This window comes from Protofrankia coriariae (assembly GCF_001017755.1).
GTDB lineage: Bacteria > Actinomycetota > Actinomycetes > Frankiales > Frankiaceae > Protofrankia > Protofrankia coriariae.
Genome location: NZ_JWIO01000049.1, coordinates 9,230 through 22,271 on the forward strand (window position 1 = coordinate 9,230; position 13,042 = coordinate 22,271).

Annotated in this window: 8 protein-coding genes and 1 pseudogene (1 of these 9 only partly in view); 3 read left to right on the forward strand and 6 right to left on the reverse strand. The window is 70.8% G+C overall.

The window, feature by feature from the left end; all coding sequences use genetic code 11:
• The 5 genes and pseudogenes from moaC to FrCorBMG51_RS21195 form a co-directional block, all read right to left on the reverse strand.
• Nucleotides 1-64, reverse strand: a pseudogene (gene moaC / locus FrCorBMG51_RS21175) (cyclic pyranopterin monophosphate synthase MoaC) (it extends 427 nt beyond the left edge of the window).
• A gap of 53 nt (nucleotides 65-117) precedes the next feature.
• Complete coding sequence (gene glp, locus FrCorBMG51_RS21180; RefSeq protein ID WP_047224784.1) at nucleotides 118-1,401, reverse strand: molybdotransferase-like divisome protein Glp; 1,284 nt, start codon at nucleotides 1,399-1,401, stop codon at nucleotides 118-120.
• An 85-nt stretch (nucleotides 1,402-1,486) separates the two neighbouring features.
• Nucleotides 1,487-2,416, reverse strand: a complete 930-nt coding sequence (locus FrCorBMG51_RS21185) for a UTP--glucose-1-phosphate uridylyltransferase (RefSeq protein ID WP_047224772.1) — start codon at nucleotides 2,414-2,416, stop codon at nucleotides 1,487-1,489.
• A 170-nt stretch (nucleotides 2,417-2,586) separates the two neighbouring features.
• Nucleotides 2,587-3,339, reverse strand: coding sequence for an HD domain-containing protein (locus FrCorBMG51_RS21190; RefSeq protein ID WP_052914911.1), 753 nt, complete (start codon nucleotides 3,337-3,339; stop codon nucleotides 2,587-2,589).
• A 341-nt stretch (nucleotides 3,340-3,680) separates the two neighbouring features.
• On the reverse strand, nucleotides 3,681-5,282 hold the full coding sequence (locus FrCorBMG51_RS21195; protein WP_047224773.1) for a hydantoinase B/oxoprolinase family protein: 1,602 nt from the start codon (nucleotides 5,280-5,282) through the stop codon (nucleotides 3,681-3,683).
• 654 nt (nucleotides 5,283-5,936) lie between these two features.
• Between FrCorBMG51_RS21195 and FrCorBMG51_RS21200 the strand changes: the two genes are divergently transcribed.
• Nucleotides 5,937-6,581 carry an adenylate kinase family protein gene (locus FrCorBMG51_RS21200; protein WP_047224774.1) on the forward strand — a complete coding sequence of 215 codons (645 nt, stop codon included), beginning with the start codon at nucleotides 5,937-5,939 and terminating at the stop codon, nucleotides 6,579-6,581.
• A 258-nt stretch (nucleotides 6,582-6,839) separates the two neighbouring features.
• Nucleotides 6,840-8,159, forward strand: coding sequence for a histidine--tRNA ligase (hisS, locus tag FrCorBMG51_RS21205; RefSeq protein WP_047224775.1), 1,320 nt, complete (start codon nucleotides 6,840-6,842; stop codon nucleotides 8,157-8,159).
• Nucleotides 8,160-8,177: 18 nt separating this feature from the next.
• Here hisS and FrCorBMG51_RS21210 read toward each other — a convergent pair whose 3' ends face one another.
• Nucleotides 8,178-10,499 (reverse strand): hypothetical protein, encoded by a 2,322-nt coding sequence (locus FrCorBMG51_RS21210; protein ID WP_047224776.1) that lies wholly within the window; start codon nucleotides 10,497-10,499, stop codon nucleotides 8,178-8,180.
• A gap of 392 nt (nucleotides 10,500-10,891) precedes the next feature.
• Between FrCorBMG51_RS21210 and FrCorBMG51_RS21215 the strand changes: the two genes are divergently transcribed.
• Nucleotides 10,892-13,042, forward strand: a 2,151-nt coding sequence (locus FrCorBMG51_RS21215; protein WP_162233262.1) for a Cas10/Cmr2 second palm domain-containing protein, incomplete at its 3' end; no start/stop codon positions are given.

The following is a 13,042-nucleotide window of genomic DNA, read 5'->3' on the forward strand; positions in this document are numbered from 1 at the left end:
CCCGCAGGCAGCCGCGGGCCGTCGCCGTCCGCGCGGTCACCTCCTTGGCGGAGACGTCGACCATCCGGGCGGCACCGGTGGCGTCCACGTGGGTCAGCTTCGGCCCGTCCGGCTCGGTCACCCGCCCACCTCCACGCGCCGCCGGTCGGCCGGCAGCGCCCCGCCGAGGCGGCCGGCAGCCGTCACCTCGTCGTCAAGCAGCAGCGCGGTCAGCTCCCGCCCGGCCGGCACCTCACCGCCGTCCGCCGGAACGATCAACAGCGCGTCCGCGGCCGCCAGCGCCGACATCTGGTGGGCGCCCTGGCCACCGGTGAGATGCGCCACGGGCGGTCGGCCCTCGCCGCCATCGGCCAGCCGGACCCGCAGGTACGAGCGCCGGCCCGCGGCGGCCCGCACCGGCTGGGCCGTCGTGACCACCAGCGTCGGACGGTGCACGAACGCGAGCCCGCGCATCCGCCGCAACGCGGGCCTGACGAACAGCTCGAACGACACCAGCGCGCTGACCGGATTACCAGGCAGGGTGAACACGGGCACACCGTCGAGCACCCCGAATCCCTGCGGCATCCCGGGCCGCATGGCGAGCCGCTCGAAACGGACCGTCCCCGCGGCGGCGAGGACCTGTTTGACCACGTCGAAGGCGCCCACACTCACCCCGCCGGTAGTGATCACAGCGTCGGTGTCGGTGCGGACGTCGCCGAGCAGCGCGGCGAACGCGTCCGGGGAGTCGGGCACGCCGGCAAGCCGCCGGACCCGCGCGCCCGCCTCCCGCGCCGCCGCCGCCACCGCGTGGCTGTTGGAGTCGACGATCTGCCCGGGTCCGAGCGTCCCACCGACCTCGACCAGCTCGCTGCCGGTCGACAGGACCGCCACCCGGGGACGCGGGTGGACGGTGGGCGCCGCCACGTTCAGGGCCGCGAGCAGGCCGATCTGGGCCGCGCCGAGCAGCCGCCCGGCGGGCAGGACCAGGTCGCCGACGGCCACGTCCTCCCCGGCCCGCCGGATGTTCTGTCCGGGCACGGGCGCGCGCGCCACGGTGACCTGGTCCATCCTGCCGTCGGTCCACTCGATCTGGACGACGGTGTCGGCGCCGGGCGGCAACGGCGCCCCCGTCATGATCCGAACGGCGGTGCCGGGCGCCACCGGCGCCGGGGTGCCCGGCGCGGCCGGGATGTCCCCGGTGACCGGCAGGGTCACCGGGTGGTCGGGGCCGGCGCCGGCGACGTCCGCGGCGTGCAGGGCATAGCCGTCCATGGCCGAGTTGTCGAACCCGGGCAGGGCGGTGGCCGCGTGCAGGTCGGCGGCGAGCACGCAGCCGTGGGCGGAGCCCAGCGGTAACGGCCGTGGGGGTAACGGGCCGACCGCGGCGAGGATGTCGGCGAGGTGTGCGTCCACCGACTTCACGTCGATCGCCTCACGCCCATCGCCTCCACGCCGCCAGGCCCGCCGGCCACCACACCTGTCACCGGACCTGTCACCGGCCGGGCTCTCACGGACCGGGGTCCGCCTTGGGGCCGCCGGCGGAGACATACTCCTCCAGCCACGGGTAGAGCTCCCCGCCGATGTCCGGCCGCTCACAGGCGAGCCGGATCACGGCCTTGAGATAGTCCACCCGGTCACCGGTGTCGTACCGGCGCCCGGTGAAGACCACCCCGTGGACGGGCTCGCCCGCATCGTCGCCGAGGTGGGCCAGCGTCCGCAAGGCGTCGGTGAGCTGGATCTCGTTCCCACGGCCGGGCGGCGTCCGCCGCAACACGTCGAAGACCGCTGGTGACAGGACGTACCGGCCAATGATCGCGAGGTTGCTGGGCGCCTCGTCGACCGGGGGCTTCTCCACCAGGTCCCGGATGCGGACGGTCTGGTAGCGCTCCCCCGCCGGCCCGACGGCCGTCGGGTCGACCGTCGCCACCCCGTACAACGAGACAAGATCTTCTGGAACCTCCATGAGGCCGACGACGCTGCCGCCGAAACGCTCCCGCACCGCGAGCATCTCCACCAACAGCGGATCACGCTCGTCGATCAGGTCGTCGCCGAGCAGGACCGCGAAGGGCTCGTCGCCGACGTGCCCGGCCGCGCACAGCACGGCGTGGCCGAGCCCCCGCGGGGCCTGCTGGCGGACCGAGTGCACCTCGGCGAGCTCGGCCGACGCGCGGATGCGTCCCAGCCGGGTCGTGTCACCCTTGCGTTCCAGGGCCGCCTCGAGTTCGGCCTCCCGGTCGAAATGGTCCTCCACCGCCTTCTTGGTGCGGCTCGTGACAAGAAGCACATCCCGCAGACCGGCGCGGGAAGCCTCCTCCACCACATACTCGATGGCCGGCCGGTCGACGACCGGGAGCATCTCCTTGGGCAGGGACTTGGTCGCCGGCAGGAACCTGGTGCCGAGGCCCGCAGCCGGAATCACCGCCTTCTTTACTGACATGGGCGAAACCATAGCCGCTCGACGGAGGGGTCGGTGGTTTCCATCGCGGCCACAGTGGTTTCACCTACAGCTTCCCTACAGCTTCCGTAGCCGTAGGCGGAAACGGTCGCTGTCGTGACGGTTTCCGCCTACAGGACCACTGTCACCGCTGTCACCGCTGTCGTGCGTGTTCAGGGCAGGCTGGCCAGCTCGCGGCGCAGGCCGGCGAGTTCCCGGCGCAGGTTGGCCCGGGCCATCGGTTCCCAGTGCCGGGACGCCCAGGGCGTGGTGTAGACGCGCTGATCGAGCAGCGTGCGCAGCACGGCGGCCCGGCCGGAGACCCAGCGCTCCTGCGAGACCCAGGCATACTCCCGCCGCACCCTGCGGGCGTAGACGTCGTACGCGGGCGCCGGCCGGGCCAGCACCCGCAGATCCGCGTCGTTGACCACGGCTTCGTCCGGGCCCGTGGACAGGTGGGTCGCGGTCGCCCGCACCAGCCGGTCGACGTCGACGGCCACCGACCGTGGACAGCCCAGAGCGGTCAATGTGGCGGCCGCGAGTTCGCCCGATCGGGCCTCGTTGTCACTCGTCCGCGTGTCGTAGACCGCGTCGTGGAAGAAGACCGCGAGTCTGCAGGCGGGCAGCGCGGACGTCGGGTTGTCCGCTCCGCCCGGCCGAGCCCACCCGCCGTCCCGTTCTCGGCCGCCTGCCCAGTCCCGGTCCTGCTCCCGGCCGCGGTCCCGATCGGCCGTGACGAGCAGCCGCAGCGCGGCCAACGTCTCACTCACGTGACGCAGCGTGTGGTAAAAGCGGCCGGGCTCGCAGTAGCGGAGAGCGAGATTCTCGAATGCGGACGCCCGTTCGGCGGCATCCGCCCGCGCACCCGCCGACAGCAGGGCGGCGTCGAACGACCGCGCCAGCGACGACAGCACCACCGTGTCCACCGGACCTCCCCCGTGGCCACGGGCGCAGCCCCGTGGCCTCACAACCGTGACCCACCAACCGTGACTCACCGTGCCCATGAACGGACTTCGGTTCGACCATGAGTACGTTCCGTGCAGCTACACCCCAGAAATAACCAAGTCAACCAACAAAAGATTATAAAAATAACATTGTAACAACATCGTCACAGCATCGAACCAAAAACGGATCATAACGATGCCGCGTACGCGGCATCACCCCGACCAAAGATCGATATCGATTTGACCGGATATGCGGCCCAGATCCATATGTCGATCCGTACGTCCCCGGCAGCCGCCGTGGCCCTGGCGGGAGCCCTCAGCTCTCAGCCGTCGGACGGGCCCCAGCCGCCGCCGCCGGGAGTACGGATCGTGACGACCGACCCGGCCGCCAGTTCCAGACCTGCCTTGGGAGGCAGCCGCACACCGTCCACCTCGTTGCGCCCCACCGCGCCCGGCCCGCCGCCGGCAGCGCCCCGCGGGGCGTGCCGGCGGCGGTCGGTGAGCAACGACAGGGTGGCCTCCTGAAGCACCCGGATCGAGCGCACCAGCCCCGCGCCACCGGGATGCCGACCAGCCCCGGAGGTGGCCATGTCGAGCTCGTAGCGTTCGACCCGCATCGGGTACTCCAGCTCCAGGGCCTCGATCGGGGTGTTCAGGGTGTTGGTCATGCCCACGTGCACACCGGACGGCCCCGGCCCGCGCGCGGACGCGCCCTGGCCACCGGCGAGCGTCTCGTAGTACGTCCACCCCCGCCCGCCGATGATCAGATTGTTCATCGTGCCCTGTCCCTGCGCGGGCAGGACCGGGCCGTCGCCGGGCCCGCGCCGCCCGGCCCCGTCGCCCGCCGTGGGCCCACCAGCCCCGCGGGCCGTGCGGGCCGCGACGGCCTGGGACAGGGCCGCCAGCACCGTGTCGGCGATCCGCTGGGACGTCTCGACGTTGCCGGCGACCACGGCGGACGGCCGGCGCGCGTCCACCAGGGATCCGGGCTGCGTCAGTACCTCCAGTGGGGCGTAGGTGCCGTCGTTCGCCGGAACGTCCTCGGGCAGCAGCACCCGCAGCGCGAAACAGCAGGCCGACCGGGTGACCGCCCGCGGGCAGTTCACGTTGCCGGGCACCGCCGGCGAGGTGCCCGCGAAGTCGACCGTCAGCGCGTCGCCGTCGATCGTCACCGCCACCCGGATCGGGATGTCGTCGTCGGTCACGCCGTCGCCCTCGACCTCGCCGGCGGCAGTGTACCGGCCGTCTGGCAGCCCCGCGATCATCGCCCGGGACCGTCGCTCGCCGTAGGCCAGCACTTCGGTGAACGCCGTCAGCACGACGTCCAGGCCACGGCGTTCGATCAGTTCGGCCAGCCTGGTGCCGGCCAGCTGGTTCGCCGCGGCCTGGGCCCGCAGGTCGCCGCGGCGCAGCTGCGGGGTGCGCGAGTTCGCGCAGATCAGCTCGAGGATGTCGGTGCGCCACTCACCGTCCGCGATCAGCCGCACCGGCGGGATGATGAGCCCCTCCGCGTAGATCTCCCGCGAGTCGGCCGGCATCGACCCGGGGCGCATGCCACCCATGTCCGAGTGGTGCGCCCGGGTCGCGGCAAAGGCGATGATCTCGCCGTCCGCCGCCAGCGGTGACACGAGCGTGACGTCGGGCAGGTGGTTCCCGCCGGCGAACGGGTCGTTGAGCACCCACACCTCGCCGGGCAGGGCGCCGCGTGCGGCCACCGCCCGCACCGACTCGTACATGGCGCCGAGGTGCACGGGGACGTGCGCGGCCTGGGCGATCATCCGGCCGGCCCTGTCGAAGAGAGCGGCCGAGCAGTCGCGACGTTCCTTGATGTTGGACGAGTAGGCGCTGCGGACCAGCAGCGTCCCCATCTCCTCGGCGATCCCGGCGAGCCCGCTCGCCAGTACCGACAGCGTCACCGGGTCCACCCGGCCATCTTCGCCCGCTATCGGACGCCTGTCACGAATCGGCCGGCCATGCCGGCGGCCCGCCTGGCGCCAGCCCACACGACCGGGCGCACGGCCACGGCCACGGCCACCAGCATGGCCCGCCCACCGGTACCGCCGATACCAGTAATATTCGTCAAATATCCGAAAAAACGTCGTTCTTCGCCCGTTCCCGCCGCACCGGGGACATCGAAAAGGTCATTTTGCGCCGTTTCACCGGCGAGTACGAAGATTTCCCGGGTGCGTACCTCCCGGCCCGGACGGGCACTGGTACGGTCGGGCCTCGTTCCGGTCGGCGCGGGGCCGGCGGGCGGCGGCCGGGAACAAAGCGGCCAGAAACAAACGGCAGGGAACAGGAACGGCGCTTTGTCGAGCGAACCAGGACTGCGGGCGGCACGGCTTCCGACGCGGCTGGAACGCTCCCGCGCGCGTCCGCCGGTCGGCGTCCGAACCGGCCGCCTCATCACCGTGCCGCAGCCTGCCACCGGGCGGGCCGACCAGCGCCAGGGCGGGACGGCGCCGACCCGTGGACCGACGGGACGGCACCGCGCCGGCCCGCGGCCGGGCCGTGGGGAGAACATCGCACGTAACGGGGAATCCTTGGGGACCGGGGATTTCTGGTAGTCGGAGGTGGGTATGCGCAAGTTCGTCGTCATGGGCGTGCAGGGCAGCGGCAAGGGCACGCAGGCGAAAATGCTCGCCGACGACCTTGATCTCGTCCATATCAGCGTGGGCGACATTTTTCGCTGGAACGTGCAGAGCCATACCAAACTGGGCGCCCAGGTCAAACGCATCGTCGCCAGCGGCCATCTGGTCGGTGACGACCTGGTCGAGTCGGTGGTCCGGGACAGGCTCGCCAGTCACGACTGGAACTACGGTTTCGTCATCGACGGTTTCCCCCGTAACGCCCGGCAGGCCGAGTTCTTCCTGGAAAGCTACGATATCGACGGAGTGATCTACCTGGACCTGCCGGACGAGGAGGTCTACCGGCGGGTGCTGGCCAGACGCCTGTGCTCCCGATGCGGGCTGGACTACAACCTCATCGCCAGCCGCCCCCGGGTGGCGGACACCTGCGACGTCTGCGGCGGCCAGCTGCTGACCCGCTCGGACGACAACCCCGAGGCGCTCGAGGTCCGCCTGCGTGAATACCACGCCAGGACCAGACCGGTGATGGAGATCTTCCAACGCAAGGAGTATGTGGCGGTCATCGACGCCCGGCGGCCGGCCGTCGACGTCCAGACCGAGATCCGCGAGCACTTCGACCTGCCCAAGCTGCCGTAGCCCGGCGGCCACCGGCACAGCGCCGGAGCGGAACCGGCACCGGGCCGACGCGGAACCGACACCGGGCCAGCGCGCAGCCGTCGCCGCGTGGTGCGCCACGACGTCCGTCCCTACGTCGTGGCGCAAGGGATACGGTACGGCCGGCGGGTCATGCTGGATTCAGACGCATCCCGACCAGCTGGCCGGGACGTACATGCGGTGCCCCACCGTATCCGGTGCACGACGTCAGGTAGTCCTCGAGAGGAGAACGTTTCCGCTATGGGCAACGAGCAGCTCGTCCGGCCCGCGCCGGTCAGCGGATTCCCCGAGTGGCTGCCCGAGGTGCGGCTGATCGAGCTGCGCTGGCTCGACGAGATCCGCCGGGCCTTCGAGCGCTACGGTTTCTGTTCGGTCGAAACCCCGTCCGTCGAAGCCCTCGACGTGCTGCTCGCGAAGGGAGAGACCTCGCAGGAGGTCTACACCCTGCGCCGGCTGCAGGCCGATGACGGTGACGACGGCGACGCCCGGCTCGGCCTGCACTTCGACCTCACCGTGCCGTTCGCCCGGTACGTCGCACAGCACTTCAATGACCTGGTCTTCCCGTTCAAGCGCTACCAGGTGCAGCGGGTCTGGCGCGGCGAGCGCCCACAGGAAGGCCGCTACCGGGAATTCACCCAGTGTGATATCGACGTCATCAACGTCGACCGCGTCCCGCTGTACTTCGACGCCGAACTCCCCCGCATCGCCCACGAGATCCTCACCGGGCTCGGCGTCCCCGCCTGGTCGATCAACATCAACAACCGGAAGGTGCTGCAGGGCTTCTACGCCGGGCTCGGCATCGACGACCCGCTCGGCGTCATCCGGATCGCGGACAAGCTGGACAAGATAGGCACCGCCGGCGTCGAGAAACTGCTCGCCAGCACGCTCGGGCTCACCCCCGAGCAGATCACCGCCTGCCTGGACCTCGCCCACATCCGCGGCGGCGACGCCGGTGTGGCCGACGACATCCGCCGACTCGGCGTCACCTCCGACCTGCTGGACGAAGGTCTGGACGAACTGTCGTTCGTCCTCGACGAGCTCTCCGACCTGCCCGCCGGCAGCATCGTGGCGGACCTGTCCATCGCCCGCGGCCTGGACTACTACACCGGCACCGTCTACGAGGGGAAGTTCGTCGACTGGCCGGACTACGGCAGCATCTGCTCGGGCGGCCGCTACGCCGACCTCGCCGGGTCGTTCATCCGCCGTCACCTGCCCGGCGTCGGGATATCCATCGGGCTCACCCGGATCTTCGCCAAGCTCCTGGCCGAGGGACGCCTGGAAACCGCCGCCAGCTGCCCCAGCGACATCCTGGTGGTGCTCCCCAACGACGACCGCCGGGCCGAGGCGAGGGCTACGGCCGCACGTCTGCGCGCCCGCGGCTACAACGTCGAGACCTACCACGAGGCCGACAAGCTGGGAAAACAGATCCGCTACGCGTCACGCAAGGGCATCCCGTTCGTCTGGTTCCCACCGTTCGAGGACGGCAAGCCGCACGAGGTCAAGAACATGGCCAGCGGCGAACAGCTCACCGCCGACCCCCAGACCTGGCACCGCCCCTGACCCAGCGCTGTCCCGCGGTCAGGCAGCCGCGGTGAACGCCCGCAGCTCGCCTCGCAGCCGCTCGTGCTCGTCGACGAGCACGGCGTCCCAGGTGTCCGGCAGCCCCGCGCCGTCGACCGTCACCTGCCCGCTGAGCCCTTCGCGCAGGCCGCGCAGACACTCCCGCAGTTCCTTCGCGGACGGGGGAACGACAGCCCGTCCCGTCCGCGCGGCCTTTTCCTTCCCGTGCGAGGCCGGGCTGGCGTTACGGTATTCGGCGATCTTCCTGGCCTGGGGAATGTGCTGGTGAAGCGTGTACCAGCCGTTTCCGCCTTTCTTGCCCAGCGTTCCCTCGCACAGCACGGCCGCCCGCACTGCACAGCCCCAGGGATCGCTCTCCGCCAGCGGCTCCACCAGGTGGAGCCGGGCTCGCAGGAGGAGCAACGGCAGGCGCGCCGGGTCGTCCGGCAGACCGATGGATGCCAGCCACCGCGGGTCGGGCGCCGTGGACGGCCCGATGAAAGCCAGCCTTCGTGCTCTGTCGGCAAGAGGCCGCAACCACTGGGCGGAGCCCTGGCCGAGCAGTGCCACCGCGGCGCTGACGTCCAGGCACTCGAGCGCGGAAAGCGCGACCCGAGCCAGTTCGGCGTCACCGGCGACACGGTTGAGCACGGCGTCCTGGTCGATTTCGACGATCGACCTGTCCGAGCCCGCGGCGTCACGCCGTATCGCCACCAGCCGGGTCGGGCAGGCAGCCGACAGGCCCCATTCGATACCGGCGAGCAACACCCCGAGCCCCTGCGGTTTCGGGCCCGTGCCCACGACGGCCCAGACCTCCTTGACCGCGTCGAGATCGCCTTCCGCCTGGAGCGCGTCCCAGACGTCCCAGCGAATGTGGTCGAGATCGTCGAAATCCGTCCCGCATTTCTGGATGACACGGCAGTCGACGTCACTTCTGCGTGCCTTCGTCTCCCACAGCCGGCCGACGGGCTCACTCTGCTCGGAGACGAGAATCCGGATGAGCGGTTCGACGCCTTCGCGCTGCGCCTGCTGGATGAGGGCATCCAGACGGGGCGTCGGCGGGTCGGCGCCCTCAATCGGATCCGCGCCCAGCGCAAGCAGGATCAGAGCGCGCCGACTACCGAGATAACTCCACCGCGGATAACCGAGTTCCACGATCTTCTCGTCATACCCGGGCAGATAACTCTGGGTTTCGAGAAACCGGCGGATGATCCCCAGGTCTCGCGGGTTGGTCCGGTTCACGTGTACCAGATCCTTGGCCGCCATTTCGGCGTCCCGCGCCCGCGGCTCAAGCAGCAGATCGAGCGCGGACGTCGGCGCTCCCCGCGCGGCGCGCGCGGCACGTAGCTTCCTGATCTCAGGAGGAAACAGTTTGTCTCCCGCGGCGCGGGTTCGCCGGTCGGGAAAGCGACGCCTGATCAGATCGCCGAGCCACGCGTCGAGATCGGCGTCGACGCCGGCCGAACCGTCCCGGGCTGCGAGGTTACGGACGCGGGCTTTCAGCCACGCGTCGAAGAGCATGCCGTCGACCACCTCACGCCGGTCGATCCGTTCCAGGAGAACCCTGGCCAGCTCCTCCTCGCCGGTATCGTTCTCGTCGATGCCATCAACGCTCTCGGCCACCAGGATCTGACGGTCACGACGGCGTTGCCACAGTTCGGCATTGTCCGGGTCACGGGTGACCATAGACGAATAGAACCGGTGCCGGACGAGCCAGCGGTCGTCGTTCTCGTTCGCGCTCGGCACTTTCTCGCTCGGCAGGATGCGGTGGCCACCACGCTCGGCCAGGAGCACCAGATGCGGCTCCACCTCGCTTTCGAGCGCCCCGATCACCAACCCCATCGCCGCGTTGGTGGCGCCGCCGCCGAAAGTGATGTCGACGTGCAACAGCACACCAGCGTCACGAAGCTCTCGCAGCCGCCGGCGTATCACCGGCCGAGTCCCCGCGAGATATGGCCCGTCGGCTTCGAGAAGTTCGACGGCCCCCGGTGGAAAACCGACGCCGTACAGGCCGTCGAATTCCAGCCGATCCTTGATCACCTCGCCGAGCGAAAGCGTCTGGCCCGCATCAGCGGGCTGGCCGGCACGGGGCCTGGTAACAACGAGAACGACCCGGTCGTACTGTGGGGCGCCGGCCGCGAACACCGCGATCAGCGGTGTTTTTCGTGCCGGGTCGACGCTCGTCGTCAACAGGCGTCCGGCTTCGTCCGGGCCGGCCGCGACGAGCTCGGCGAGCCGTTCCCAGAACTGCTCCCCGGATGACGCACCGAGGTCGGCGGCACCGATGAGATGGACGAGGATACGGCAGGCGCTCATGGTCTGGCGGTCAGTGACCATCATGTCTCACCCTTCGTGGTCGCTGGTCGACCCGTCACCTTTTCCTGACGGACGGGTGGCCTATCGTCCTGTCCGTCTCCGCCGTCCGCGTCATCCGTCAGATACGGGTGGGGGACCGCCGGTCCCGATCCCGTTCCTTCAAGGGCGGGACCGGCGGTTACGGGGGAAGCAGAGATCCCTACCCGGAGTAGTCGCGATTGTCAGGGGCAGCCCGCGGTCCCATCCGTCAGGGACGGGTGGGTGGACATCCCTGGAGGGATTGAAACTCCGGTGGCCGCGGGCCTCGTCCGTCAGGAGTGAGTGGCCGGGCAACCGTCGTCCCGGTGGCGGGAGGACGGCACGCGGGGCACGGCAACACGGGAAGCGCACGGGAAGCGCACGGGAAGGACCAGCAGATGGGCGTCACCTGTCACGTCGTCCTCATCGAGACATCGGGGAACCAGAGCTTCATCTTCGAGACCACGAAGCGCCGGGAGAACGTCGGCGCCTCCGAGCTCATCTACCGGCTCGAACGCTGGACGCGTGACGCGCTGCGGGACGAGTTCCCCGGCTTCGACCCGGACTGGCGGATCATCGACGGCCGTGACGCGCAGCTGCTGGTGGCCGCGGCCGGCGGCGGCAAGGTGGTCGTCCGCGACCCGGGCAGGGGAAGAGCCCTGGTCAGCAGGGTGACGGCACGGGCGTTGCGGGAGGCTCCCGGCCTGGATGTGTGCGGCGTGGTCGGCGAACGCTTCGACTGGGAGGGCATCCACCGGGAGGCGGACCGGCCACCGGTCAGCCTGCTCGCCAGGCGGTGCCGCGAGGTCCACGAGGCGCTGCCGCGGGTCAGAGCTGACCGGCCCGGCCCGGCGAGCCGCTTCCCGCGCATCCCGATCGTGGACGAGTGCGCGGCCAGCGGCCTGCCCGCCCACGACGTGATCACGGAGGGTGAAGGCCCACGATCACGCCAGCCCCGGGCCCGCCCGTCCCTGGCCAAGCGGGAAGCCAGGGACGCCGGATTCCGCCGGCTGGCGGACAACGCCGAGATCTCGAAGGAGAAACTGGAGAGGATCGCCGATCATCTGGAGGGCGTGCCCGACTGGGTCGCCGTCGTCCACGCGGACGGCAACAGCCTCGGCCACCTGTTCACCGACCTGGGCACCGCGGGCGGTGGCGACACGCCGAGCGGCAGCGACACACCAGGCGGCAGCGACGCCGCGGTCCACAGCGACAGCTCGGAGCACAGCGACAGCCCGGCCAGCGACGGCAGCCCGACCAGCGACCGTTATGCCGACGCCCTCGGGCCGTTCTCGAAAGCCGTCGACGCGTGCACGGTCAGGGCGTTCCGTGTGGCACTGGCGCACTGCAAGCAGGTGCTCCCCCACGGTCACGACGTCGATGGCGAAGTGCCGGTGCTGCCGCTGGTACTCGGTGGCGACGACCTCACGGTGATCTGCACCGGCTCCGTCGCGCTGGCCTTCACCGAGGCGTATCTCGTCGCCTTCGAGGAGGCCACCCGCGATCATCCGGACATCCGGCAACAGGCACCGGACGGGCTCACCGCCTGCGCCGGGGTGGCCGTCGTCAAACCGCACTTCCCGTTCTCCGCCGCCTACGACCTGGCCGAGGAACTGACGAAGGAGGCGAAGAAAACCGTCAAACGGTATTCGGTGCCCCACGGGCCATCCGCGGACGGCTCCGTAGACGACCCCGTGGACGGCTCCGCGGCCCCGGACACACCGTCGGCGGCGCCGGGAGGAGCGCGGCAGTCCCGCAGCCGGACACGGATACGGCCGCGGGCGTCCGCGTTCTCCTTCCACGTCCTCTACGACAGCGGTGGCAGCGATCCCGCCCACCTGCGCGACCGGATGCGGGTCGCGCCCGGCGCGGCCGACATCGCGGCCGAGCCCGACCCGTCGCGGCGCCGGGAGCTGCGCGCCCTGCTGTACGCGCAGCCCTACGTGGTCACCCGTGACATGCGTGAGCCGTGGACGCTGGGACGGCACTGGGACGACCTCGCCCGGCGGGTGGCGGCGCTCACCGCCACCGTCGACCCGGCCGCCGGAACCGACACCAGCCGCACCGGGGCCAGCCGCACCGGGGCCAGCGGAACCGGTATCGACCCGACGGCCGGGGCGGACGACCGCAAGCTGCCGGCCAGCCAGATGCACGACCTGCGGGAGGCGTTGTTCTCCGGACGGGACGCCGCTGACGGCCGCTTCCGCCAACTGCTGGCGCGCTACCGCGACCGGGGGCTCGATCTCTTCGCCGGCCCTGGCTCCCCCAACGGCCTCGGCTCCCGCGGCAGCTCCGACGTCCCGGACAGCTCCGGTGCCCGCGACGGCTCCGCCGCCGGCACGGTCGCGGCCGGCGGCGACGAGTCGCTGTTCTGGCGGATCAGCGATCAGGGCCTGCTCGACGGACAGCCGGGCCAGGTCATCGAACCGCCGGTCACCGGGCTGCTCGACGCGATGAACGCGGTCCACCTCATGGGTGACCTCCCGGACCGGCACAACCACACCCGGCGACACGACCGTCACCACCTCCCGGCGGGAGCGGACGGCGAG

Excerpts from the sequence above, each read along its gene's own strand:
- FrCorBMG51_RS21185 (WP_047224772.1), bottom strand. The coding sequence starts at position 2,416 with ATGTCAGTAAAGAAGGCGGTGATTCCGGCTGCGGGCCTCGGCACCAGG.
- FrCorBMG51_RS21200 (WP_047224774.1), top strand. The coding sequence starts at position 5,937 with ATGCGCAAGTTCGTCGTCATGGGCGTGCAGGGCAGCGGCAAGGGCACG.
- hisS (WP_047224775.1), top strand. The coding sequence starts at position 6,840 with ATGGGCAACGAGCAGCTCGTCCGGCCCGCGCCGGTCAGCGGATTCCCC.
- FrCorBMG51_RS21210 (WP_047224776.1), bottom strand. The coding sequence starts at position 10,499 with ATGATGGTCACTGACCGCCAGACCATGAGCGCCTGCCGTATCCTCGTC.